Genomic DNA, 24425 nt, shown 5'->3' with positions numbered 1-24425 from the left:
CATCGGGTGAGCCTTCTGACTTCGTTGTCACAGCGTCTTACAATCTGGCAATTGACGTCAAGGTACCCGCGGTCACGAACGGACGCAAGCGTCGCCGCGACATCCACGCCGAAACGCGGATGTCACGCGACCGACTCCGCCGCGTCATCAGCCGAAGCGCCGCTCAGCCCTGATCGGGCATTTCCGCGCACGCCGAGAAGACACGCGCGCCCGAAGGGGCGCGTGTGACGGTCGTGTGAAATCCGCCGGAGGTCAGCTCGACGCGGCGGCGCGGCCGGCGCCGCGCGTCGCCTTCGGGGCGGCAGGCGCCGCTCCGAGCAGCGCGACGAACTCCTCGGCGCTGTCGATCGTGTGCTGGATGAAGGTGCGCTCGATGGTCGCGCGGTCGCGCGTGCGGATCGCCTTCATGAGCTCGTCGTGCAGGCGATGGGCGCGATCGGGATCGGACCGCGCCGTCTGGTCTTCGGCGAGCGCGAGGGTGATGTGCGCCTCGGTCACCGGCCAGAGGTTGATCAGCAGATAGTTGCCCGACGCGACCCAGATGTCGCGGTGGAAGGCGATATGGGCTTCGTGCTGCGCGAGCGGGTCGTCTTGCGGCGCCCGTTCGAAGTTGTTCCACACCTGCTCGACGTCGGCGAGCTTCTGCCCCGTCTCATCGGCGAGGATCGCGTCGATCGCCACCATGTCGAGCGCGACGCGGGCGCGCGCGATCTCGAGGATCTGCGCCGGCGTGACCTCGGCCACCCGGGTGCCCCGGTACGGCTGCTGGACGATGAGCCCGTCGCGGATCAGCTGATTCAGCGCCTCGCGCACCGTCGGCCGGCTGACGCCCAGCGATTCGGCGAGGTGCTGCTCAGTGAGCTTGTCACCCGGCTTCAGCTCGCCGAGGACGATCGCACGGCGGATCTCCGTAGTCACCGCATCCTTGCGCGACATGGCAGCGAGACGACTCGGCGCCCAGCTGACGCGATCGGACCTGCCGGGCGAGGCGAGGGACATAGCGATCCATTCGACGGATGTTGTGTCAGACAATCTACAACCCCCGCGGATGATCGCCGCGCTGACACGTTGCCGACGGGCGATCTGTCGCATCAGGGTCGCCCACCACGACAGCATGCCCTCGGGCATCGTCGAGCCAGAATGCAGAGAAGGCGATGCGTCGGAGGATCACAGCAGCGTGGTCGGGGATGGCAACCGATCACGGTCATCCGGCATGAGGACATCCCGCCGACGCCCGCACAGTCCCTCTTGGACGAGCCGTCGGGAGCCTGAGCCCCAGCGCCGAGTTGACCGCCCGTCGAACAGCGCACATCCAGCGCACCTCATGACGCGAGCGACCCCGGCTCGAACGAGAAAAGGCCCGGAACCATTGAGATTCCGGGCCTTCGTGGTACACCCCCCGGGACTTGAACCCGGAACCCACTGATTAAGAGTCAGTTGCTCTGCCAATTGAGCTAGAGGTGCATGCCTTGCGGCTGCCGATTCGGAAGAACCGAACCGAGGGACAACGATAGCAGGTCTTTCGGGTGCCGTTGACCACTCGGCACGACCGTAGGCTCGACGGGTGACCGAACGCCTGCAGCCCGGAGACCTCGCCCCCGATTTCTCGCTCGTCGACGACCACGGTGACACCGTGACGCTCGCGTCGCTGCGAGGCCAGCGGGTCATCCTCTACTTCTACCCGCAGGCCTTCACACCCGGATGCACGACGCAGGCGTGCGACTTCCGCGACAGCTCCGCCCCGCTGCAGGCCGCCGGCTACACCGTGCTCGGCATCTCGCGCGACAGCGTCGAGAAGCTCGCCGAGTTCCGCGAGGAGGAGCACCTGCCGTTCCCGCTGCTGAGCGACCCCGACCACGCCGTGCACGAGGCCTACGCCGCCTGGGGCGAGAAGCTCAACTACGGCAAGACCATCACCGGCGTGCTGCGCTCGACCTTCGTGATCGACGCCGAGGGCAGGGTCGAGCAGACCTTCTACAACACGAAGGCCACCGGCCACGTCAACATGCTGCGCAAGAAGCTGGGGCTCGCGGCCACCTGAGCCCACGCCGGAGCGCTCAGCCACTGGAGCGCTCAGACGCCGGTGCTGCGCAGCCGCTGCAGGATCTCGGGGCCGCGCCGGTCGAGCAGCCGGCCGCCCACGCGCACGCCGATCGCCAGCACGATCGCGCCCTCGACGAGGCCGACGACCAGCGTCGCCCAGCCGAGAGCGGGCCGGTCGAACACGATCGCGAGCACCCCCGGCACGATGGTCGGGATGCCGACCAGCGCGGTGATGCCGGTGACGGCATATGAGCCGATCACCGACGTCATCCCGGCGCCCGCCGAGCCCGCGAAGGGGTTGCGGCCCGTGCGCGGCACCGGCACGACGACCAGCGCCGACGAAACCGAGATCACCCCGAGCGCCCCGAGCAGCACCGCCGCGCTCATGCCGAGGATCGGCGGCAGCAGGTCGAGACGGCCGACGACGACCAGCCCGATCACCGCGATCGCGACGGTCGCCGGGCCGGCGATCACGCCGATCGCCGCGGCCCGGCCGACCCGATCCGCCCAACCCGGAACCGGCGCCATGAGGTGCCCGGCGAACGCCGTGCCGTCGTAGGAGATCGCGCTGAACATCGTCAGCGGTAGCAGTCCCGCGACCAGCGGCGCGACCGCGATCCCGAGGCCCGGCTGGTCGATCAGCCGCGCCCAGAAGATCAGCAGCACGGGCAGCAGGGGCACGACCACGAGCTGCCGCGCGTAGCGGGTGTCGCGGAACCAGTAGGTCAGCGAGCGCGCCGCGATCGCCCCGGCCGGGTTCGCCGGCATCCATCGCAGCGCCCCGAGGCGCCCGGCGGCGACCGCGCGGCCGCCGGCGTCGCCGGTGGTGCGCGCGACCGCGAGCACCGACGCGCGCCAGGCGATGACGAGCGCCGCCAGCACCAGCACCCCGAGCGCGACGGCGCCGAGAGCGGCGAGCGGATACCCCGTCGCGACCAGCCCCGCAGCCGACCAGACGACCGCGAGCGGCGTCCAGGCGAGCGCGTCCACGACACCGCCGACCGGCTCGGCCGCGCGCAGCCCGACCAGCACCGCCACCGCGATCGGCAGCACCAGCACCGCGAGCGCCGCCGCGATCACGCCCGCCCGCAGCCCGGCGCGCCGCGAGGCGATCGCCGCGGTCGTGAGCGACGCCGCGAGCCGGCTGCCGACCACGCAGATCAGCACCCCGGGCACGGCGCAGAGCACCGCGACCGCGATCGCCGGCCCGCGCCAGACCGCGGCTGTGGCGAGCGCGGCCAGCACGGTCAGCGCTCCGGGGATCCAGGTCAGACCGACGAGCACCTGCGCCCCCAGCAGCGTGCCGACGCGGATCGGGAAGCGCGCCAGTCGTCGCGGATCGAGCGTGTTCTCGACGCCGCTCGTGATCAGCGGCACGATCATCCAGCCCAGCGTCAGCACGAGCCCGCCGGTCACCACCGTGCGCTGCCGCACCTGCAGCGCGCCAGGATCGTCGCCGCCGAGCAGCCCCAGCAGCACCAGGCCGACGATCGCGAGCGCCGTCACGATCGCGCCCTGCGCGCCGCCGAGGATCACGAGCACGAGCTGCAGCACGTTGCGGCGCAGCGTGTTCAGCAGCACGCGGAACCGCAGCCGCAGCAGCAGCGCGATCGCGGCGCGCTCGCTCAGCTCCCCCGCAGCCACTCCGGCCCCTCGTCGTGCCGGCGACCGCCCACCAGCTGCAGGAAGCGGTCTTCGAGCGTGCCCTCGCCGCGCACCTCGTCGACGGTGCCGGCCGCGAGCACCCGGCCGGCGGCCACGATCGCGACGTGGTCGCACATCCGCTGCACCAGATCCATGGAATGGCTCGACACGACGACCGTGCCGCCCGAGCGCGCGAAGCCGGTGAGGATGTCGCGGATGTTCGCCGCCGACACCGGATCCACCGACTCGAAGGGCTCATCGAGCACGAGCAGCCGCGGCGAGTGCACGAGCGCCGCCGCCAGACCGATCTTCTTGCGCATGCCCGCCGAGTAGTCGCTCACCGGCGAGCCCGCGCTCGGCGTCAGATCGAGCAGGTCGAGCAGGTCGGATGCGCGACTCGCGACCGTCGCGCGGTCGAGCCCGAACAGCAAACCCGTGTAGACGATCAGCTGCTCGCCGGTGAGCCGGTCGAAGAGCTCGATGCCGTCGGCGAGGTTGCCGATGATGCGCTTCGCCGCGAAGGGATCGGACCACACGTCGAGGCCATGCACCCGGGCCGTGCCCGCATCCGGTCGCAGCAGCCCCGTCGCCATCGACAGCGTCGTCGTCTTGCCGGCGCCGTTCGGGCCGACGAGCCCGAAGAACGAGCCGCCCGGCACGATCAGGTCGACGCCGTCGACGGCCGCCTTCGCGCCGAAGCTCTTGCGCAGGCCGCGCAGCTCGAGCGCCGCGGTGACGGGGGTCGTGCCGGGGGTCGTGCCGCCGGCGTCAGCCACGCCGGCCCGTGCCCGTTCCGCCGGAGCCTCGTCCGTTCGGACCCGCGTCGTCCGCCTCCTGCTGACCGGGCTCCACGCGCACCGTGCCGTCGCCGCGCAGCCGCAGATGATGGCGCACGGCGGGAACCTGCATGAGCGCGAACAGCGCGACGCCGACGAGGATGAGCGGCCACCCGATCTCCGGTTGCGAGCCGGCACCCCACAGGGCGCTGACCCCGACGAGGATCGTGAGCAGCTGCGTCACGATCACCGCGGTGCGCGCCCACGCCCGACCGCGCAGCGTCGCGACGGCGAGACCCGCGAGCGCGACGGTGGCCAGCACGGCCAGCACCAGCAACGCCCAGGCGCTCGCGAGCGAGTCGGCGCCGCCCGCGATCAGCCCGACGACCACCCAGATGGTTCCCGCGAGCGCCACCAGAGCTTCACCCGCCAGCAAGACGACGGCCACCGTCACGACAGGCGGGCGATGCTGGCGATTCACAGGCGCACTCCATTCGAACCTATTGATCTGACGTAACAAGTATGAAACAGTGATTGACGGTTGATTGAGCGCCGACGATGAGGTCGACGTCCTCCCGAAATCCACGTCATCTCATCTTCGCTGAATCGTGCGGATTCATTCCCCGCTTCAGCGTGTCCCCGCAACAACCCAAGGAGCACCACCATGGACTGGCGCGATAATGCCGCCTGCCTGACCGCTGATCCCGAGCTGTTCTTCCCTGTCGGGAACACGGGCCCCGCCGTCGACCAGATCGAGAAGGCCAAGTCGGTCTGCGCTCAGTGCTCGGTCACCGAGATGTGCCTGCAGTACGCCCTCGAGACCAACCAGGACTCGGGCGTCTGGGGCGGCCTCAGCGAAGACGAGCGCCGCGCCCTCAAGCGCCGCGCCGCTCGCGCTCGCCGCGCTTCCTGAGCCGACACCTCATCTTCGCGCGGCCCCGCCGCTGACGCGAACTCACGCCGTCATCCCGCGTCACCTTCGTGACCGGGTGGCGGCGTGAGTCGTATCCCGGTCAAGTCTGAGACTGACTCAGCGTCAGGACGACGGGTGCCGCCCGGGCGCCGTCGTCAGCGCTGCTTAAGCGTCAGCGCTTCTCGAGCCAGCGCAGCGGCACCTCGATGAGCACCTCGGTGCCCTCGCCGTCGCGCGAGTGCCACTCGATCGATCCGCTCAGCTCGCCCTGGATGAGGGTGCGCACGATCTGCGTGCCGAGACCCGATCCGACGCGCCCCTCCGGCAGCCCGGCGCCGTCGTCGCGCACCGACACCGTCAGGCTGTGCTCGCCGCGCTTGGCCTCGATGTCGACCTGACCGTCGCGGTCGCGCAGGCCGTGCTCGACCGCGTTCGTGACCAGCTCGGTCAGCGCGAGGGCGAGCGGCGTCGCGTACTCGCTCGGCAGCACGCCGAACTCGCCGGTCTTCACGGGGCGCACGTGCGAGTTGTGGCTCGCCGCGACCTCGGCCGTCAGCATCACGACGCGATCGAAGACCTCGTCGAAGTCGACGTTCTGGCTGAGCCCGGTGCTGAGCGTGTCGTGCACGACCGCGATCGCGGCGACCCGGCGCATGGCCTGGGTGAGCGACTCGGTCGCCTCCTCGCTGCGGCTGCGGCGGGCCTGGATACGCAGCAGCGAGGCGACGGTCTGCAGGTTGTTCTTGACGCGGTGGTGGATCTCGCGGATCGTCGCGTCTTTGGTGATGAGCTCCTGCTCCTGGTGGCGCGCCTCGGTCACGTCGCGCACGAGCACCATCGCTCCGACCCGGGTGAGGCCGTGCCGGATCGGGATGGTGCGCAGCGTCATCGTCACGCCGGCCGCCTCGATGTCGGTGCGCCACGGTGCGCGACCGGTGACGACGAGCGGCAGCGACTCGTCGACGATGAGCTTGCCCTTGATGAGCTCGGTCGTCACCTCGGCGAGCGACAGTCCCTCGAGCTCGCCGTCGAAGCCGAGGCGGTTGAAGGCGGAGAGGCCGTTGGGGCTGGCGAAGGTGACGACGCCATCCACGTCGAGGCGGATGAGCCCGTCGGAGGCGCGCGGGGCGCCACGGCGCGGACCGGCGGGGGCCTGCATGTCGGGGAAGTCGCCGGCGGCGATCATCTCGAACAGGTCGGTGGCGCACTGATTGAAGGTCAGCTCCTGGCGGCTGGGGGTGCGCGCCTCGCTGAGGTTCGAGTGCCGGGTGATGACGGCGATCGGCGAGTCGGTCGTGGTGGTGCTGCTCGGGTCGAGCCGGCGCATGACCGGGATGGCGCTGACGCGCGTCGGCGTCTCCTCGTACCAGTCGGGGGCGGCGGTGTCGACGATCGCGCCCGACTCGAAAGCCTCGGTGACCTGCGACTTCCACTCGGGCTTGATCTGCTGCCCGACGAAGTCGCGGTAGAAGAGCGTGGCCGCCGACGAGGGACGCGAGTGCGAGACGGCGATGAAGCCGCCCTGGTCGGTGGGCACCCAGAGCACGATGTCGGCGAAGGCGAGATCAGCCAGCAGCTGACCGTCGGCGACGAGCACCTGCAGCCAGTCGACGTCGGCCTGGGACGACCGCTCCTGGGCGAGAACGGTCTCGGAGAGGGTGCTCACCGGTTCAGGCTAGCCGCTGCGCGCGCACGCTCCGTCCACCCCCGCGAGCGGCGCGGCTCGCCTTCTCCTCCCGGCGCCGACGTGCCCGGCTCGGCGTCGCGGCCGGCGGCGGCAGCAGCTCGGAGTGAACGAGATCGCGGATGGCGCTCAGCGCCGGCGAGCGCGGCGCGACCGCCGCGAGCGTCGTCCCCGACAGTACGGCGGCGTCGAAGGCGGCGGGATCGTCGGGCACGAGCACCGGGCGCTCGATGCCGCCGAAGCGCTGCAGCGTCTGCCGCACCTGGCCGGCCGCATCCAGCCCGATCGCGCTCGCGCGCACGCGGTTGAGCACGACGGTGGTGCGCGGCGGTGCGGCCACCTCGAGCAGCTCGGCGTGGGCGTGCAGGAATCGGGCGATCCCGACGGGATCCGCCCGACCGACCTCGATCACGTGATCGGCGGCACCGAGCACCGCGTCGGTCGCCGCGTTGCGGCGCGGGGCGAGCACGTCGCTCGTGAGCTCCTCATCGTGCTCGAGGCTCGCGGCGACGTCGATCACGAGGTAGTCGACCCAGTCGCGGGCGGCGGCGATCACGGCGCGCACCCGGTCGCCGCTGATCTCGGGCCAGCGGGCGGCTCGGGTGAGTCCGGTGAGCACGTGCAGCTGCGAGCCCGGAGCCTCGTGGATGCGCGCCAGCCGCTCGAACTCCTCGGCGTCGAGCGAGCCGGCTCCGGCGAGGCGGCAGGCGGCGGCGAAGCCGGGCGCCTCGTCGAGCAGCCCGAGGGAGGGCGCGACGGCCGCCGCATGCGTATCGGCGTCGGCGAGCGCGACGCGGGCACCCGACGCCGCCAGTTCGGCGGCGACGGCGATGGCCATCGCCGTGCGCCCCGGAGCGCCGTGCGGTCCCCAGACCGCGATCACGGCGGCGGGGCGCCGTACCGAGGCAGGCGCGGTCGCGACGCCCGGATCGGTGCCGGCGCCAGCGCGGGTTCCGGCGCCAGGATCGAAGCCGCCCGGCGACCGCGCGGCGTCGTCGCCGTCGGATGGTCCGCTGGAGAACGCCGAGCCGGAGAACACCGAACCGGAGAATGCGGTGTCAGAGTACGCGGCGCGAGAGAAGCCCTCCTCCGGCGCGAACTGATCATGCGAGGAGGCCCTCGCCGACGCCGCACCTCCGGAGCCGGAGCCGGAGCCATATGCAGCACGCCGCCCACCCGGGACCCCCCTCGCTCCTGCGGCGTCGGCATGATTCTCCTGGCCGTCCGCACCCGCCTCCGCTCGCCGACCACCTCCGCGGCGGAGCAGCGACCAGCGCGACCTCGTTCCCCGCGACCGTCCCGGTGCTGCACCGCGCTCATCTGCTTCGCGCTCACCTGCGCCCCGCTCAGCCTCACCGACTCCGTTCGGCGCCGCTCCCGAACCCGACTCCTCCCGCGGACGCGGCACTCGGGTCGGATCCTCGAGCAGCTCCCAGCGCGCGGGGCCCGCGACCGCATCCACGACGCCGAGCGACCGCGCCCAGCGCTCGCCACCCGGCTCCGCCACGACCACCATCCGCACTCCCGCGCGGTCGCAGACCTCGATCAGCCGTGCGGTCAGATAGCGCGGATCGGCGGCCACGAGCACGAGCTCGGGCGGAGCCGCCGCGACCCGCGACGCGAGCTCGTCGGCGCCCGAGCAGCGCAGCGCGACCCGATGGCCGTGACGCGCCGCCTCGGCCGCGAGCCGCTCCTCCTCGGCGAAGGGGAGCGCGAGCCCGACCTCGGTCATGCCGCTCCCCCGCCGGCCGCGACGAGCGAGAGGCGCTGATCGTCGGCGACGGCCTGCAGCAGTCGCGCGATGCGCTCGCGCGGCACCCGCAGTTCGACCGCCACGCTCGACGAGCCGGCGACCAGTCCCTTGTCATCGAGCACCTGCACCACGATCGCGTCGGCGGCGAGCACGCTCGGCGGCGCGGATGCGTCGTCGTCCGCTCCGCGCTCGGCGGCGGTCGCGCCCCAGACGTCGACGACGGCCCCCGGGGTGATCGCCGATCCGATACGGCCGTCGACCTGCACGACGAGCCGGGCCGCATCCACCTCGTCGCCGCCGCCGACCGCCTCACGCGGCACGAGCTCGCCGCCGTGGATCGTACGGGTCACGACGAGCCCGGCGCGCGACAGCTGCCCCTCGCGCAGGTAGTGCGCGTCGGCCCCGTCGAGCGCGACGCTGCGCAGCACCAGGTCGTCGCGCCCGACGTGCTCTCCCGGCGTCAGGGTGCCGCCGGCGGCGTACACGCGCACCGTGCGATCGGTCGCGGCCACGACGCCGACGACGCCCGCGACCGAGACGAGCACGAGTGCCAGCCCGATGAGCAGGCGCGGGTCGATGGGGCGTCGACGGCGGGGCGATTCAGTGGTCACGGATGACATGGTGACGCCGATCACGGATGCGCCGAGAGAGTTATCCACAGCCCGCCGGTGACCGCCCCGGGCGGAAGTCGGCGGGACCATACTCGAGTCATGGCCGGTGCCGATTCCTCCGCGAGCGTGGGGCGTTTCCTGACCCTCGCCGACACGGCGGAGGTGCTGAACATCTCGCTCAGCCAGGCCTACACGCTCGTGCGCACGGGCGAGCTGCCGGCGATCAAGGTCGGCGCCCGCGGGCAGTGGCGGGTCGAGCGCCCGGTGCTCGAGTCCTACATCGAGGCCAAGTACGAGGAGACCCGCCGACTCAACCGCTGGAACCAGTCGGATCTGGGTGACGCCGCCGGGATCGTCGAGATGTTCGGGCGCGATTCGCGCTTCTGATCGCGCTGCTGACCATCCGCGATGGATCCGGCAGCGCCTGCGCTGTCAGCGTTCGACGCCGCCGTCGCGTCGGCCGGCGCTCCTCCTCAGTACCGCACGAACAGGATCTCGGAGAAGGGCACGAGCAACGTGCGCCGCACGGCGCGTCCGCGGCGCTGGGCGCCCGGCTCGTGCTCGGCGAGATCGAGATGGTCGCGGCCGATCCGGTCGATCGTGCCGTGCACGCGACCCCAGCTCGTCGCGAGGTCGACCGGGCTGCGCCGTCGGCTCAGCTCGCGCAGCACGAAGCCGAGACCGAGTCGGGCCGAGAGCTCGGGCTGCGGATCGCCGACCGGCGGTGCGCCGAGGCTCACGGCGAGCTGGTCGCCGCGGGGTGCGACCGCGCCGATGGACGCGATCGGCAGGATGCAGGCGGCGCGCACCCGGGTGTCGCCGCGCAGCTCGCCGGCGATCCAGTCGCGCCCCGACGAGCCGACGGCGAGCAGGATGCGCGAGCCGTCGCGCAGCACGAGGTCGAGCTCGGCGCCGGCCTCCGACCGGATCATCTCGGTGAGGCGGTCGCGCAGCGCGAGCCGGCCCAGCCGGAGACGCTCCTCCTCGGCGACGAGGTCGGACTGCTCGGCATCGAGCTCCTGCTCGAGCTGGCTCTCCAGATCGTCGAACAGGCGGTCCCAGCGCATGCGGGCACGGTAGCGCCGAGCCCGGCCGGGGCGGGCACATTATCCACAGCCGTGGTCCCGTCGACACAGTTCTCCACAATGTGATTGATCCTCTGGACGCATGCACGGGCGGCGTGGTTGAGTGAACATCACCCCCGAACGGGGGTAGACGCTCTCCCTCTTACTTCTAGGCCAGGTGAATCGCATGTCCGAAGCCCGCCCCGCTCTCGCCGTCGTCGTCGACGGCACCTCGGCCCGGGCTCCACGCGGTCGCTACGATGCCGACACCTGGTTCGGGCACCAGCCCTCGCGCACCGATGACCTGCCCGATCCGCGGCCGCTGCTCGAGAACCTCACGCGCTGCGTCGTCGAGATCCTCGCCGGCGCGCGCGAGCTCGAGCAGATCGCGCGCTGGGTCGACGACAACGTCTACAAGCACCTGCTCAAGCGGGTCGTGCTCAGCACGAGAGCGCGCCAGGCGCGCGGCGCGAAACCGGTGCGACCGGCCGTCGCGATCGGATCCGTGATCGTGACGCATCCCGCCGACGGCGTCGTCGAGGCGACCGTGATCGTGCTCGGCCGCGGTCGAGCCCGCGCCGTCGCCTTCCGTCTCGAGGGACTCGACCGACGCTGGCGGGCGACCGCGATCCACGTGCTCTGACCCGGCGGCGCTGACCCGGCGGGTCTGACCCGGCGGGTCTAACCCGCGGCACCACGCGGCGGACGCCGGCAGCATCATCTGCATCATCGACTGCAACGACCGCGAGGGCGGGCGATCGTCACGATCGCCCGCCCTCGCGGTGTCTGCTCAGCGGCGGGATGCCTCAGCGCCCCGCCGCCGCGCTCATTTCTTCTTCTGGGCCGCCCGGCGGTCGGCGCGGTTGGCCGGAGCCGCCGCCCCGTCGCCATCGGTGCGCTGCCCGAAGGCGCCGCGCGCCGCCGGCTGAGCAGGCTCAGCGGGCTGCTGCTGCGCCGCGGCGCCGCCGCCCTGCTGCGCCGCCTGCTTCTGCTGCGCGCGCGCCGTCGCGGCGCGCTCGACCTGGCCGCGCTGGTTGCGCACCTCGACGTCGCCCGAGGCATCGTCGCTCGGCGCGGAGTAGCTGAGCTGCTGCTGCGGAGCCTCGTCGCCGTTCAGACCCTTCGCATCCACGTGCTGGTGGTCGCCGTGGGCGGTCACCTCGACCTCGAGGTTGAAGAGGAAGCCGACGGTCTCCTCGCGGATCGAGCCCATCATCTGCTGGAACAGCGTGAAGCCCTCGCGCTGGTACTCGACCAGCGGGTCGCGCTGCGCCATCGCGCGCAGGCCGATGCCGTCCTTGAGGTAGTCCATCTCGTAGAGGTGGTCACGCCAGCGGCGGTCGATCACGCTGAGCACGACGCGGCGCTCGAGCTCGCGCATCGCGCCCTCGCCGAGCTCCGCCTCGCGGCGCTCGTAGGCGATGTGCGCGTCGGAGACGACCTCCTCCTTGAGCGACTTCGAGGTGAGCTTGCCGCGGCTGCCGCCCGACTCGGTGACGACCTCGTCGATCGTGATCGACACCGGGTAGAGCTGACGCAGCTCGGTCCAGAGGCCGTCGAGGTCCCAGTCCTCGCTCTGCCCCTCGGAGGTGCGCTCGTCGACGACCTCGCCGATCACATCGTCGAGGAACTTCTGCGTGCGGTCCTGCAGGTCGTCGCCCTCGAGGATGTGACGACGGTCGCTGTAGATCGCCTCGCGCTGGCGGTTGAGCACGTCGTCGTACTTGAGCACGTTCTTGCGGATCTCGGCGTTGCGCGACTCGACCTGCGACTGCGCGGAGCGGATCGCGTTCGAGACGGTGCGCGACTGGATCGCGACGTCGTCGGGCGCGCGCGACATGAGCGCCTCGGCGGCGCCCGTGTTGAACAGGCGCATGAGGTCGTCTTCGAGCGACAGGTAGAAGCGGCTCTCGCCCGGGTCGCCCTGGCGCCCGGAGCGTCCGCGCAGCTGGTTGTCGATGCGGCGCGACTCGTGGCGCTCGGTGCCGAGAACGTAGAGACCGCCGGCGGCGATGACCTTGTCAGCCTCGTCCTCGACGACCTTCTTGGTGGCGGCGAAGACGCCGTCCCACTCCTTCTCGTACTCGTCGGGGGTCTCGGCGGGGCTGAGGCCCTTCGCGTTCATCTCGGCGACGGCCATGAACTCGGCGTTGCCGCCGAGCATGATGTCGGTTCCACGACCGGCCATGTTGGTGGCGACGGTCACGGCGCCGAGGCGGCCGGCCTGGGCCACGATCGCGGCCTCACGCGCGTGGTTCTTGGCGTTGAGCACCTCGTGGCGCACGCCCTTCTTGGCGAGCAGGCGCGAGAGGTACTCGCTCTTCTCGACGCTCGTGGTGCCGACGAGGACGGGCTGGCCCTCCTTGTGGCGCTCGACGATGTCCTCCACGACCTGGTCGAACTTGCCCTTCTCGTTCTTGTAGACGAGGTCGGGCTGGTCCTTGCGCACCATCGGCTTGTTCGTCGGGATGGGCACGACGCCGAGCTTGTAGGTCGACATGAACTCGGCCGCCTCGGTCTCGGCGGTTCCGGTCATGCCCGAGAGCTTCTCGTAGAGGCGGAAGTAGTTCTGCAGCGTGATGGTCGCGAGGGTCTGGTTCTCGGCCTTGACCTGCACGCCCTCCTTCGCCTCGATCGCCTGGTGGATGCCCTCGTTATAGCGGCGCCCGACGAGGATGCGGCCGGTGTGCTCGTCGACGATGAGCACCTCGCCGTTCATCACGACGTAGTCCTTGTCGCGCTTGAACAGCGCGCGGGCCTTGATCGAGTTGTTGAGGAACGAGATCAGCGGGGTGTTCGCCGACTCGTAGAGGTTGTCGATGCCGAGGTAGTCCTCGACCTTCTCGATGCCGGGCTCGAGCACACCCACGGTGCGCTTCTTCTCATCCACCTCGTAGTCGTCGTTCTCGATGAGGCGCTTGGCGATGTTGGCGAACTCGCCGAACCAGCGGTTCGCCTCGCCCGACGACGGGCCGGAGATGATCAGCGGGGTGCGGGCCTCGTCGATGAGGATCGAGTCGACCTCGTCGACGATCGCGAAGAAGTGGCCGCGCTGCACCATGTCGCTGGCCTGCCAGGCCATGTTGTCGCGCAGGTAGTCGAAGCCGAACTCGTTGTTCGTGCCGTAGGTGACGTCGGCGGCGTACTGCTCGCGGCGCTCCTCGGGGGTCTGGCCCGAGACGATGCAGCCGGTCGTCATGCCGAGGGCGCGGAAGACGCGGCCCATCAGCTCGGACTGGTAGCTCGCGAGGAAGTCGTTGACCGTGATGACGTGCGCGCCACGTGCGGGGATGGCGTTGAGGTACGCCGCGAAGACCGCGGTCAGGGTCTTGCCCTCACCGGTCTTCATCTCGGAGATGTTGCCGAGGTGGAGGTTCGCGCCGCCCATCGCCTGCACCTCGAAGGGGCGCATGCCGAGGGTGCGCTTGGCCGCCTCGCGCACGGCCGCGAAGGCCTCGGGGAGCATGTCGTCGAGCGACTCGCCCTTGGCGTAGCGCTCGCGCAGCTGCACGGTCTCGTCGCGCAGCTCCTCGTCGGTCAGCTCCTCGAAGGCCTCTTCGAGCTGATCGACCGCCTTCGCGTAGTTCTTGAGGCGTCGCAGGACGCGACCCTCGCCGACGCGGAGGACCTTCTCGAGCACGTTCGCCACAGCGACTCCGTTTCCGTTGAGCGGCACGCGGCATCGCCGCTGTTACCAGCGCGTTACTCTACCAATCCGCCGCGCCGGGATCCTGGGCCTCACTGACCCCCGACCGGGGCCGCCGCCGCGCCGGCTCCGGCACACGCGACGGGGCGACGACCCGAAGGCCGCCGCCCCGCCGCACGCTGTCTTCCGTGCGGGCTGTCGTCAGCGCTGGCCGACCAGCTCGTCCGCCGACTCCTCGAGTCCGATCACGCCGTAGTCCCACCCCTTGCGGCGGTAGACGACGCTCGGGCGATCGGTGCGCGCGTCGATGAAGAGGAAGAAGTCGTGACCGACTAGCTCCATGTGGTCGACCGCGTCCTCTTGCGTCATCCGGCTCGCGGGGAAGACCTTCTGGCGGATGACGACCGGGCTCCAGCCCTGTTCCGCCTCGGGCTGCACCGGAACGCTGCCGGTCGCGACCGCCTCGATGGCCTCGGCCGACGCGGCTTCGAGGCCCGCCGTGCGGAAGCCGTCGGCGCTGGCCTCGCGCAGCGAGGTGGGCCGGTGCTGGCCGCGGTGCACCTTCTTGCGGTCCTTGGCCTGGCGGATGCGCTCGACCATCTTGTCGAGCGCGAGGTCGAAGGCGGCGTACTTGTCGCCGGCGCCGGCCTCGGCGCGCACGATCGGTCCCGGTCCGATGAGGGTCAGCTCGACGCGATCATCGCCGGTCGATCCCCCGGCTTTCTCATGATGGCGACACACCTTGATCTCGAGAGCGAGCGCCTTCTCGGCGAGCTTCGCGACCTTATCGGCCTTCTCAGTGGCGTAATCCTCGAACCGCTCCGGGATTCCGACCCCCCGGCCGGTGATCGTGACGTCCATGCGCGACCTCCTGTCTCCGGCGTGTGCTCCGCCCGGTTCCAGGCGGTCATCCCTTCACGCCGTGTTGGTGGGGCCACGCTATCCCTGCCGACCCCGCGTTGTCACGGCCCGTTCTCGGTGCATTGCCTTAGAAGTCCGTCAGCGTTCACCGTCGCCTCGCGCGGCGCCTCGACGGGATGCCCGGAACAGCTTCGGCGTCGATGCGACGGCGATCGCGCCGACCACCTCGGCACCCGCCTCGCGCGCGGCGCGCGCCGCCTCGAGCAGCGTCGCTCCCGTCGTCACGACGTCGTCGACGAGCACCAGGCGACAGCCCGCGAGCGAGCCCGGGGCGCGCATCGCGCCGCGCAGGTTCTCGGCCCGCTTGTCGACGCCGAGCTGCTTCTGCCGGGCCGAGCGCGGGGCGACGCGCAGCAGCGAGCGGGTGCGCAGCCCGGCCCGCACGGCGAGCTGCGCGACCGGCTCGCGCCCGCGCCGGCGAAACGCCCGGCGCGAGGTGGGCACCCGGCACAGCTCGAGCGCGGGGACCGGCTCGGGCCCCGCAGCGAGGTCGGGGGCGGGAGCATCGGGCACCAGCTCGGCGAGTCGCACGGCGGCCGCGGCGAGCGCCGGCGCGAGCGCTCCGAGCAGCTCGGTGCGCTCCTGCTCCTTGAGCGCGACGAGCGCCCGTCGTGCGACGCCGCCATACGCGAGCCCCGCGACAACGAGCAGCGGCGGATCGTCGGGGCCGCCGAGCCGGCGCTCGTGCGGCAGCGGCTCCAGCTCGCCACGGCAGTCGTCGCAGATCGCCCGGTCGGGAGCGCCGCAGCCGACGCAGTCGACCGGCAGCACGACGGCGAGCGCGTCCAGCAGCGCCGAGCGCAGGACGGCCCAGCGCCGTGCCCGGCACCCACCGGCCTCGCGCGCGCCGGACCCGGTGGTCGCGTCGAGCCCATCGGATGACTCGGATCGGCTCGGCGGACCAGGCGGGCCAGGCAGACCAGGCAGACCAGGCACACCGGCTGGGGCGTCGGGATCGCTCACCCGGCCAGCGTGAGGCATCGCGCATCCGCGCCGGGCCTGCTGTGCCGCATCCGTGCAGACCTCCTGCTGCACCCGGCTGGGGAGGGATGGCGCTCGGCCGACCTGGTGCCCGCCCAGCACGGCGCGGCGCGCGCTCCGACGCCGGGGAGTCCGCTCCCCGCCGCTACTGCTGCGTCGCCAGCACCGACGCCGTCAGCCCGGTCGCCTGCCAGCCGGCGCCGCCGCGCTGCATGACGCGCCCGTCGGCGCCGAGCACCCGCAGGCCGCCCGACCCGCCGTTGCCGCCGACGATGCGCACCCCCGAGTCGAGGCGCCCGGCGTCGGTCGACTTGCCGCCGATCTGCAGCACGCGCACCTGCACGCCGCCGTCGGCCCGCGTGCTCAGCACCGCCACGTTGGTGCCGTCGACCCAGGCCGCGTCGAGGATCGCGCCGGTCGTCGACGGCAGCGGCAGCTCGAGCGCCGCCCCGAGCCGCACCGGAACCCCCTGCCCGTCGCGCTGCACCGCCGCGACGAGCGCGATCGGCCCGGTCGGGGTGTTGAGCGAGAGGATGACGCGAGCGCCGTCACGCGCCACCTCCAGGTCGGCGAGCCGCGCCCCGGTCGGGATCGGCGACGCGAGCGCGACCGCGTGCTGGCCGCCCTGGTCGTCGACCGCGATGATCTCGCCCGGGCTCGCGGCGGGCGCCGTCCAGATGAATCCCTGCGGGTCGATGCCGGGGGCGACGAGCCCCGCGCGGCCGTCGACGACACCCGAGGCGTTCGCGGCGATCACCCGCGACACCCCGGCACTCGACAGCACGGCGGCCGAGCTCTGATCGCGGTCCAGCGCGATCGCCGTCGGCGCGAGGGCGACGACCCGGTCGCTCAGCGCGCCGAGGTCGCGCACGCCGCCTGGCGCGAGGTAGCCGAAGGCGCCGTCGCGGATGCCGAGCGGCGAGCTGTCGACCTGCGGGTCGGAGTCGACGCCGGTGGCCGGGCCCCCGGGCACATCCACGACGATGTCGCCGACGGTCATCTCGGCGCTCGTGACCGTGTTGAGGCTGCGCAGGCTCGCCTCGAGCTGCAACAGCATCCGCCGCTTCTGGACGGTGGACTCGCCGAGCACCCCGTCGCTCACATCGACGCGGGCGGTGCCGTCGTCGCCGACGGACACCCGGTTGCCGCCGAGCTGCGTTCCGCTCGGGAAGGCGCTGATCACGGCGCCCGAGCCGAGCCACGCGGCCGGCCCCTGCAGCAGGGTGCGCACGATGCGCTCGGAGGTGGAGGGCAGGGTCGGGAACCAGCGCAGGTCGGGCACGAGGAAGTCGCCGCTGGGGTCGAAGAAGTAGAGCGGATAGGCGGCGAAGATGAGCGAGAAGTTGCCGGGAGAGAGCACCGTGCCATCGGGGGCCTCGGCGATGCGCCACTGCCCCTTCTCCTTGGCGAAGCGGAAGCTCATCGAGTCGACGACCGAGCCGGGCAGCGCGCGGTACTGGCCCGTCGCATCCACCCGCGCCGTGACGGTCGTGTCGAGGCTCAGGGTGTCGTCGCTCTCGCGCTCGACCGTGTCGTCGCTGCCGTCGGAGATCGTGACGGCGGCATTGGGGTTCCACGACGAGGAGAAGTCGGTGGTGAGGAAGCTGCGGGCGACGGCGTAGCGGTCGTCGGGTCCGAGGCCGGCGCGCAGGAAGCCGCGCAGGATCTCCTCCTGGCTGTCGCCCTTCTGCGGCCCGCGCGGCAGGTAGGCGAAGCCGCCGTCGCTCGAGTCGTCAGTCTGCTTCTCGTGCGCGGTCACGCCGCCCGAGGTGGGGATGCTGACGCAGCCGGCGAGCAGGGCGATCGCGGCCGCCGCGGCGACGAGCAGGGCGAGGGGTCGGCGCGCGGTCACGAGTCGGCCTCCGTCGGGGCGAGCGTCGTGTCGAGTCCGTCGTCGGGCGGGAGACCCAGCGGCGACTCCCCCGGCTCCTCGCCGCGGCGGCGCGGCAGGGTCAGCCGGAAGCAGCTGCCCTCGCCGACGCGCGACCACAGTTCGAGACGGCCGGCGTGCAGCACCGCATCCTCGAGGGCGATCGCCAGTCCGAGTCCGGTGCCGCCGGTGCGCCGCTGCCGCGAGGGGTCGGCGCGCCAGAAGCGGTCGAAGACGCGCTCGACCTCCTCGGCGCTCATGCCGATGCCGTAGTCGCGCACGGCGATCGCCACGGCATCCTTGTCGCTGTCGACGTGCACGACGATCGGCAGCCCCTCGCCGTGGTCGATCGCGTTGCCGAGCAGGTTCTGCAGGATGCGGCGGATGCGACGCGAGTCGACGTCGGCCTCGAAGTACCCGCCGGGCGCGACGAGACGCAGCTCGCTGCCGCGCTCGAGCGCGAGCGGCTGCACCGCCTCGATCGCGTCTTCGGCGAGCCGCACCAGGTTGGTCGGCTCGGTCTCGAGCTGCACCGCGCCGGCGTCGTAGCGGCTCATCTCGAGCAGATCGCCGAGCAGCACCTCGAAGCGCTCCGTCTGCGTGTGCAGCAGCTCGGCGGCGCGGGCGGTGGCCGGCGGGAAGTCGTCGCGCTGGTCGTAGAGCACCGAGCCGGCGAGGCGGATCGTCGTGAGCGGGGTGCGCAGCTCGTGCGAGACGTCGGAGACGAAGCGCTGCTGCACCCGCGACAGATCGGCGAGCTGGCGGATCTGGCGCTGCATGCTGTCGGCCATGCCGTTGAAGGAGCGCGCGAGCGTGGCCAGCACGTCGTCGCCGCGCACGGGGATGCGCTGGTCGAGCTCGCCGGCCGCGAGCCGCTGACTGGTCAGGGCCGCGACGCGCACCGGGCGCACGACGAGCCGCACGACCGCGTACGACACCGCCGCGATGAGGAACACGAGCGCGATGCCGCCGATCGCGATGGTGCGCTGCACGAAGTCGAGGGTGGTCTGCACGTCGCGCAGGTTGTAGACGACGAAGAGCTCGTAGCGGCCGCCGCCCGGCACGTCGAGCACGCTGCCGGTGATGATGCCCGGGTCGCCGCCCTCCTCGCCGGCGATCGACAGCGGCTGCGAGTAGACCTCGCCGCGGGAGTCGGCATCCACCGCCGAGCGCAGCGCCGCGCTGACCATGGTGCTCTCGTCGAAGCCGCGGCTGACGAGGTTCTGCATGACGACCGGGCCGTCCTGTCCGGCGACGCGCAGCATCGCGACGAGCGTGCCGCCGGGGCTGGTCGTGCTGCGGGCGATCGCCTCGCGCGCGCTCGACTGGGCCTGGTCGAAGTCCTGCGAGTCGCTCAGCTCGGCGGCGTTGCTGAACTCGCTCTGCGCGTTCTCGGTGGCGCGCTCCGACTCGGCGACGACCTGGTCGCGGCGCGAGTCGAAGAGGTTGCTGCGCACGCTCGTCGAGATGAAGCCGCCGATCACGGTCACCGCGAGGCCGGAGAGCAGGATGGTCGCGAGCACCGTGCGCAGCTGCAGCGAGGTGCGCCAGGCCCGCAGCGCTCGGCCGAGCCACAGTCGCAGCGAGAGCCGGTTCACGAGCAGCCCCCGTTCACGAGCGGCGCCCGTTCACGACGAGAGCCGCATCGCGACGCGTGCCGAGATCCACGGCCCGGCCCGCCGTGCTCAGGCCGCGCCGCCGCCGGCGCGGTAGCCCACGCCGCGCACGGTCGTGACGATGCGGGGGTTGTCGGGGTCGTGCTCGACCTTGGCGCGCAGGCGCTGCACGTGCACGTTCACGAGCCGGGTGTCGGCCTTGTAGTGGTAGCCCCAGACCTGCTCGAGCAGCATCTCGCGGGTGAACACCTGCTGCGGCTTCGCGGCGAGCGCGAGCAGCAGCTGGAACTCGAGCGGCGTCAGGTTGATGCGATCCTCGCCGCGGCGCACCTCGTGGCCGGCGACGTCGATGATCAGGTCGCCGACGGCGATGGTCTCGGATGCGGCGGGCTGGCTGGGGCGCAGTCGGGTGCGCACACGGGCCACGAGCTCCTTCGGATTGAAGGGCTTGACCACGTAGTCGTCGGCACCGCTCTCGAGGCCGCGCACCACATCCGAGGTGTCGGTCTTCGCCGTGAGCATGATGATCGGCACGCCGCTCTCGGCGCGGATGTCGGAGCAGACCTGGATGCCGTCGCGCCCGGGCAGCATGACGTCGAGCAGCACGAGATCGGGGCGCACGGAACGGAACTCGGCGAGCGCCGCCGACCCGTCGGCGCAGAACGCGGGGTCGAAGCCCTCGGCGCGCAGGACGATGCCGATCATCTCGGCAAGCGCGGTGTCGTCGTCGACAACCAGGATTCGCGCGTTCATGTACCTCGTCGCTTCGGGTTCGGGGGCGGGCGGCCCCGGGGGCCCGCCGACTTCTCACCCTCAGATTAGTCGAGTGTGGAAACATGGCTGAGGATCACCCCGTTTCGGGGCCACGACACGGGTGGAGGGGCTCGCGTGAGCGACGACCAGCGGTGGGGAGCGCAGCAGTCTCCCGGTGACCAGCAGCCTCCGGCGGCTCCGCCGCAGCAGGGCTGGGGCGGAGTGCCGCAGCCGGGCCCGCCGCAGCAGTCGTGGGGTGGAGCACCGCAGCAGCCGGTCCCGCAGCAGCCCTGGGGCGGTGCGCCCCAGCAGCCCGTGCCTCAGCAGCCCGTTCCTCAGCAGCCCTGGGGCGGAGCGCCCCAGCAGCCGGTTCCTCAGCAGCCCTGGGGCGGAGCGCCCCAGCAGCCCGGCCCCGGATTCCCCGGCGGCATCCCCGGCGCCCCGCAGAACGGCAGCTGGCGTCCCCCGCCCAAGCCGGGACTCGTGCCGCTGCGCCCGCTCACCCTCGGCGAGATCCTCGGCGCGACGTTCCAGGTAATGCGCCGCAATCCGGCCCCGACCTTCGGCATCGCCCTGCTGCTGCAGGTGATCGCCGGCATCGTCTCCTCGGCGCTGATCGGCGGCGTGCTCTGGGCGACCATCTCGCGCGTCGACTCGGCGGCGAGCGCCGACCAGGATGCGATCATCGCCGGCGGCGTCGCCGCGGGCATCGTCGCGGGTCTCGTCGGCCTGGCGCTGAACCTGATCGTGACCGCGATCATCCAGGGCCTGGTGACTCTCGAGGTCGCGCGCGGCACCCTCGGAGAGCGCCTGCGACTCGCCGGGATGTGGCGGCGCATCCGCCCCCGTGTCGGCGCCCTGATCGGCTGGGTCTCGCTGTTCACGGGCGTGAACCTGGTCGTGATCGGCGGCTTCGCGGCGGCGCTGTTCGCGCTCGGATCGCTCGGCGAGACGGCGATCGGCATCGCGATCGCCCTCGCCGTCATCCTCTCGATCGCCTACGCGGTCGTCGGCGCCTGGCTGGGCGTGAAGCTCATCTACGTGCCCTCCGCGATCACGCTCGAGCGCCTCGGCGTGCGGGCCGCGATCCGCCGCTCGTGGACGCTCATCCGCGGCTCGTACTGGAAGACGCTCGGCATCTACCTGCTCGTCTACGTCATCTACTACGCGGCCTCGCAGATCATCTCGACCCCGCTCGGCATCATCCTCGGCGTCGTCGGCGGCCTGCTGGGCACGAACGGCGGCGACGAGACGAGCGCGACGATCACGATCGTCGTCGTCTACGCGGCCTCGATCATCCTCAGCCTGGTCGTCGGCGCGATCGGCACGGTCATGCTGTCGGCGACGACGGCGCTGCTCTACCTCGACCTGCGGATGCGGCGCGAGGGGCTCGACCTCGAGCTCGCCCGCTTCGTCGAGGCGCGCGCCGCCGGCCAGGAGGGTCTGCGCGACCCCTATGAGCCGCCGCTGGCCACGGCAGGCGTCGCGCCGAGCGGCCACGGCGGCCCCGCCGCTCCCGGTCAGTACCCGGGCTCCGGCCCCGCCGCGCCCGGCGGCACCGTCTATCCCCCGAGCTCCGGGTCTCCGTGGGCCTGATCTCCGAGGTCGCCGGCGCCGCGCCCGCGCTCCTCCGTCTCGCCGAGCCTCCCGTGACGCCCGACGGGCCCGAGGCGCGCGAGTGGATCCTGCGCGAGCTCGCGAAGAGCGAGTACCAGGCGGCGAAGCCGACCCTGTTCGACATCATCGCGAAGCGCTTCTGGGACTGGTTCAACTCGCTGCAGGTGCCGGTCGCCGAGGGCGCGCCGCCGCTCGGCGTGCTGCTGATCCTCGGCGCCGTCGTCGTCGCGGTGATCATCGCGCTGCTGATCTGGGGCGTGCCCCGGTTCAACCGCCGCAGCCGGCTCGCGGGCGGCGGGCTGTTCGGCGAGAGCGACGAGCGGGATGCGGCTGCCATCCGCCGCGCGGCCGAGCAGGCGGCGAAGGCGGGCGACTGGCCGCTCGCGATCAGCGAGCGCTTCCGCGCGATCGCGCGGGCGCTGACCGAGCGCACCGCCGTGACGCTCATGCCCGGCACGACGGCGGCGGATGCGGCCCGTCGCGCCGCGGCCGTCTTCCCTGCCCAGGCCGACGGCCTCGCGAACGGCGCCGCCGTCTTCGATGCGGTGCGCTACCTCGGCGGAGCGGGCAGCCGCGACGACTACGAGCGGCTCGTCGCGCTCGATCGCGAGCTGGCCTCCGCCCGTCCCCGCCTCGACGCGGCCGAGCCGGTGTCGGTGGTGCCGCGATGACATCCACGCAGACCGGCACGCCCACGGGTCAGAACTCGGGCTCCGTCTCGAGCTCGACCGGCACGGCCCCGCGCGCCGGCGCAGCCACGACCACCGGTGACGCCGTCGCGCTGACGCCGACCGTCGGCGCCCGCGCGCGCCGCGCCTCCGGCTGGGTCGTGCTCGCCGTCGTGGTGCTCGTGCTGCTGCTCGTCGGCGCGCTGCTCGCCCGCGGCGGCTCGCAGGGCGATCCCTTCTCGGTCGAGGATCCGGGCCCGCAGGGCTCCCGCGCCGTCGCCCAGGTGCTGCAGCAGCAGGGCGTGACGGTCACCGCCGCCGACAGCCTCGACAGCGCCCGCGCCGCCGCCGGCGACCCGGCCGGCACCACGCTGCTCGTCTACGACGTGAACAGCATCCTGTCGGCGCAGCAGATCGCGCAGCTGCCCGAGCTCGCCGACCGCATCGTGCTGGTCGAGCCGGGCACGCGCCTGCTCACCGGGCTCGCCGCCGGGGTGAACGCGCGGGGCGCGGCGTCGGGCGTGCGCGAGGCGGACTGCTCGCTGCCCGCGGTCGAGCGCGCCGCACGCGTCGAGGTGACCGGCAAGGCCTACAGCGCGACCGACGCGGTGGATGCGCGCTGCCTCGGCGACGAGAAGAACGGCTACAGCGTCGTGCAGACCGAGCACGACGGCGCGCAGGTCACGGTGCTCGGCGCCTCGCGCGCCCTGCAGAACGAGGGCGCCGACCAGGTCGGCAACGCGGCGCTGGTGCTGAACCTGCTCGGCGAGAGCGACGAGCTCGTCTGGTACCGCCCGGGTCTGGGCGATCTGCCCGCCTCGGCGACCGAAGGCAGCATCCAGCCCGACTTCTACATCCCGCTCGCGGTGCTGCTGTTCCTCGTCGGCTTCGCGGCGATCCTCTGGCGCGGGCGCCGCTTCGGGCCGCTCGTGGTCGAGAACCTCCCCGTCACGGTGCGCGCCAGCGAGACGATGGAGGGACGGGCGCGGCTCTACGCGCGCTCGTCGGCCCGACTGCGGGCGCTGGATGCGCTGCGTCTGGGGACGATCGACCGGCTCGCCCGCGCCGTCGGGCTGCCGAGCGCCGCCACCGTGACCGAGGTCGTGCTGGCGGTCGCCGAGCTGATCGGACGCCCGCCCGCCGAGATCGGCGCCCTGCTCGTCGACACCGAACCCCGCAGCGATGGCGAGCTCGTCGACCTCTCCGACCGGCTGAGACGGCTCGAGCACGACGTCGCCGCCCGACTGCCCCACTGATCCCGCACCACTGACCTCGGCCCTCGGGCCGCACCGACCGCACCGACCACCGATCCGCATCGCGAAGGAACGCCTCCATGACCGACCCGCAGAACCCCCACGGGCACGAGCAGCGCGACGAGCACGGCGAGCAGCCGGCCTGGGCGCAGCAGCCCGCACCCCAGCCGGCGGAGCCGCACGAGGCATCCGCGGCCCCGGCCGACGCCGCTGAGGGCGCCGGCGCTGAAAGCACCGCCGCTGAGAGCACCACCGCGGATGCGCCAGCCTGGGGCGCGCCCGCCGCCGACAGCTCGGTGGGCGCGGAGTCGCCCGACGAGGATCAGTCCGCCGCCACGCCGGCCTGGACCGACTGGGCAGCCGCTCCGCCGCCCCAGCCCGCGACGCCGCAGAATGCCGAGCAGCCCATCTGGGCCGCGCCGCCGGCGCCGGCCCCGACCGACAGCGTGCCCGCGACCTGGCCCGAGGCCGGCGCACCGAGCTTCGACGGCGAAGTTCCTCGCGTCGAGGGCGAGACTCCGAGTCTCGACGCCGAGTCGGCCCGCGTCGACACCGAGCAGCCTCAGGCCGGGGTCGCGCAGCCGAGCTGGGCGCCTCAGGGCGACGCCGCTC

General features: G+C 72.4%; 21 protein-coding genes and 1 tRNA gene. 7 read left to right on the top strand and 15 right to left on the bottom strand.

Features of this window, described 5'->3' with window-relative positions; all coding sequences use genetic code 11:
* Positions 1-252: 252 nt before the first annotated feature.
* A complete protein-coding gene (locus tag BJ979_RS07075) occupies positions 253-918 on the bottom strand; it encodes a GntR family transcriptional regulator (RefSeq protein ID WP_343046626.1) in 666 nt (221 codons plus the stop codon).
* A 470-nt stretch (positions 919-1388) separates the two neighbouring features.
* Positions 1389-1464: transfer RNA gene (locus BJ979_RS07070), tRNA-Lys, on the bottom strand.
* A 100-nt stretch (positions 1465-1564) separates the two neighbouring features.
* On the opposite strand from BJ979_RS07070, the gene bcp reads away from it, so the two are divergent.
* The gene (gene bcp, locus BJ979_RS07065) at positions 1565-2041 is read left to right on the top strand and encodes a thioredoxin-dependent thiol peroxidase (protein WP_179566565.1); all 477 of its coding nucleotides are present in this window, start codon (positions 1565-1567) and stop codon (positions 2039-2041) included.
* A gap of 32 nt (positions 2042-2073) precedes the next feature.
* Here bcp and BJ979_RS07060 read toward each other — a convergent pair whose 3' ends face one another.
* From BJ979_RS07060 to BJ979_RS07050, 3 genes are read right to left on the bottom strand one after another with little or no spacing between them, the layout of a single operon-like run.
* Positions 2074-3687 carry a transporter gene (locus BJ979_RS07060; RefSeq protein WP_179566563.1) on the bottom strand — a complete coding sequence of 538 codons (1614 nt, stop codon included), beginning with the start codon at positions 3685-3687 and terminating at the stop codon, positions 2074-2076.
* Complete coding sequence (locus BJ979_RS07055; RefSeq protein WP_179566561.1) at positions 3669-4463, bottom strand: ABC transporter ATP-binding protein; 795 nt, start codon at positions 4461-4463, stop codon at positions 3669-3671. Before BJ979_RS07055 ends, BJ979_RS07060 begins: the two co-directional genes overlap by 19 nt.
* On the bottom strand, positions 4456-4944 hold the full coding sequence (locus BJ979_RS07050) for a hypothetical protein (RefSeq protein WP_179566560.1): 489 nt from the start codon (positions 4942-4944) through the stop codon (positions 4456-4458). Before BJ979_RS07050 ends, BJ979_RS07055 begins: the two co-directional genes overlap by 8 nt.
* A 183-nt stretch (positions 4945-5127) precedes the next feature.
* Between BJ979_RS07050 and BJ979_RS07045 the strand changes: the two genes are divergently transcribed.
* The gene (locus BJ979_RS07045; RefSeq protein ID WP_141161725.1) at positions 5128-5376 is read left to right on the top strand and encodes a WhiB family transcriptional regulator; all 249 of its coding nucleotides are present in this window, start codon (positions 5128-5130) and stop codon (positions 5374-5376) included.
* A 172-nt stretch (positions 5377-5548) separates the two neighbouring features.
* Here BJ979_RS07045 and BJ979_RS07040 read toward each other — a convergent pair whose 3' ends face one another.
* From BJ979_RS07040 to BJ979_RS07030, 3 genes are read right to left on the bottom strand one after another with little or no spacing between them, the layout of a single operon-like run.
* Positions 5549-7042, bottom strand: coding sequence for a histidine kinase N-terminal domain-containing protein (locus tag BJ979_RS07040; protein ID WP_179566558.1), 1494 nt, complete (start codon positions 7040-7042; stop codon positions 5549-5551).
* Positions 7043-7046: 4 nt separating this feature from the next.
* Complete coding sequence (locus BJ979_RS07035) at positions 7047-8792, bottom strand: CpaE/TadZ family protein (protein WP_179566556.1); 1746 nt, start codon at positions 8790-8792, stop codon at positions 7047-7049.
* The gene (locus tag BJ979_RS07030) at positions 8789-9424 is read right to left on the bottom strand and encodes a hypothetical protein (RefSeq protein WP_179566554.1); all 636 of its coding nucleotides are present in this window, start codon (positions 9422-9424) and stop codon (positions 8789-8791) included. The genes BJ979_RS07035 and BJ979_RS07030 overlap by 4 nt, the downstream gene beginning before the upstream one ends.
* 99 nt (positions 9425-9523) lie before the next feature.
* Here BJ979_RS07030 and BJ979_RS07025 point away from each other — a divergent pair, with 99 nt between their 5' ends.
* Positions 9524-9811 (top strand): helix-turn-helix domain-containing protein, encoded by a 288-nt coding sequence (locus tag BJ979_RS07025; RefSeq protein WP_179566552.1) that lies wholly within the window; start codon positions 9524-9526, stop codon positions 9809-9811.
* A gap of 86 nt (positions 9812-9897) precedes the next feature.
* Here the strand turns inward: BJ979_RS07025 and BJ979_RS07020 are convergent, their stop codons facing one another.
* The gene (locus tag BJ979_RS07020) at positions 9898-10491 is read right to left on the bottom strand and encodes a hypothetical protein (RefSeq protein WP_179566550.1); all 594 of its coding nucleotides are present in this window, start codon (positions 10489-10491) and stop codon (positions 9898-9900) included.
* 184 nt (positions 10492-10675) lie between these two features.
* On the opposite strand from BJ979_RS07020, the gene BJ979_RS07015 reads away from it, so the two are divergent.
* The gene (locus tag BJ979_RS07015) at positions 10676-11131 is read left to right on the top strand and encodes an Rv3235 family protein (RefSeq protein ID WP_246286712.1); all 456 of its coding nucleotides are present in this window, start codon (positions 10676-10678) and stop codon (positions 11129-11131) included.
* 183 nt (positions 11132-11314) lie between these two features.
* Here BJ979_RS07015 and secA read toward each other — a convergent pair whose 3' ends face one another.
* The 6 genes from secA to mtrA all read right to left on the bottom strand — a co-directional run bounded on the left by secA (position 11315) and on the right by mtrA (position 20275).
* Entirely contained in the window at positions 11315-14137 is a 2823-nt protein-coding gene (gene secA, locus BJ979_RS07010) for a preprotein translocase subunit SecA (protein WP_179566548.1), read from the bottom strand.
* A 198-nt stretch (positions 14138-14335) separates the two neighbouring features.
* Entirely contained in the window at positions 14336-14995 is a 660-nt protein-coding gene (gene hpf, locus BJ979_RS07005; RefSeq protein WP_179566539.1) for a ribosome hibernation-promoting factor, HPF/YfiA family, read from the bottom strand.
* A gap of 138 nt (positions 14996-15133) precedes the next feature.
* Positions 15134-15826, bottom strand: a complete 693-nt coding sequence (locus tag BJ979_RS07000) for a ComF family protein (protein WP_343046625.1) — start codon at positions 15824-15826, stop codon at positions 15134-15136.
* 355 nt (positions 15827-16181) lie between these two features.
* On the bottom strand, positions 16182-17888 hold the full coding sequence (locus tag BJ979_RS06995; RefSeq protein ID WP_179566529.1) for an LpqB family beta-propeller domain-containing protein: 1707 nt from the start codon (positions 17886-17888) through the stop codon (positions 16182-16184).
* Positions 17885-19504, bottom strand: coding sequence for an MtrAB system histidine kinase MtrB (mtrB, locus tag BJ979_RS06990; protein ID WP_179566527.1), 1620 nt, complete (start codon positions 19502-19504; stop codon positions 17885-17887). The genes BJ979_RS06995 and mtrB overlap by 4 nt, the downstream gene beginning before the upstream one ends.
* Positions 19505-19591: 87 nt before the next feature.
* Positions 19592-20275, bottom strand: a complete 684-nt coding sequence (mtrA, locus tag BJ979_RS06985) for an MtrAB system response regulator MtrA (RefSeq protein WP_179566525.1) — start codon at positions 20273-20275, stop codon at positions 19592-19594.
* 135 nt (positions 20276-20410) lie between these two features.
* On the opposite strand from mtrA, the gene BJ979_RS18110 reads away from it, so the two are divergent.
* From BJ979_RS18110 to BJ979_RS06970, 3 genes are read left to right on the top strand one after another with little or no spacing between them, the layout of a single operon-like run.
* On the top strand, positions 20411-21871 hold the full coding sequence (locus tag BJ979_RS18110; RefSeq protein WP_179566523.1) for a glycerophosphoryl diester phosphodiesterase membrane domain-containing protein: 1461 nt from the start codon (positions 20411-20413) through the stop codon (positions 21869-21871).
* On the top strand, positions 21862-22563 hold the full coding sequence (locus tag BJ979_RS06975) for a DUF4129 domain-containing protein (RefSeq protein ID WP_179566521.1): 702 nt from the start codon (positions 21862-21864) through the stop codon (positions 22561-22563). The genes BJ979_RS18110 and BJ979_RS06975 overlap by 10 nt, the downstream gene beginning before the upstream one ends.
* Positions 22560-23816, top strand: a complete 1257-nt coding sequence (locus BJ979_RS06970; protein WP_179566519.1) for a DUF4350 domain-containing protein — start codon at positions 22560-22562, stop codon at positions 23814-23816. Before BJ979_RS06975 ends, BJ979_RS06970 begins: the two co-directional genes overlap by 4 nt.
* Positions 23817-24425 lie beyond the last annotated feature (609 nt).

It is taken from the genome of Schumannella luteola (assembly GCF_013408685.1).
In the GTDB taxonomy this organism is placed as follows: Bacteria; Actinomycetota; Actinomycetes; order Actinomycetales; family Microbacteriaceae; genus Schumannella; species Schumannella luteola.
The sequence above is the reverse complement of the archived record's forward strand: the minus strand, read 5'-3'. Positions and strand labels throughout refer to the sequence as shown.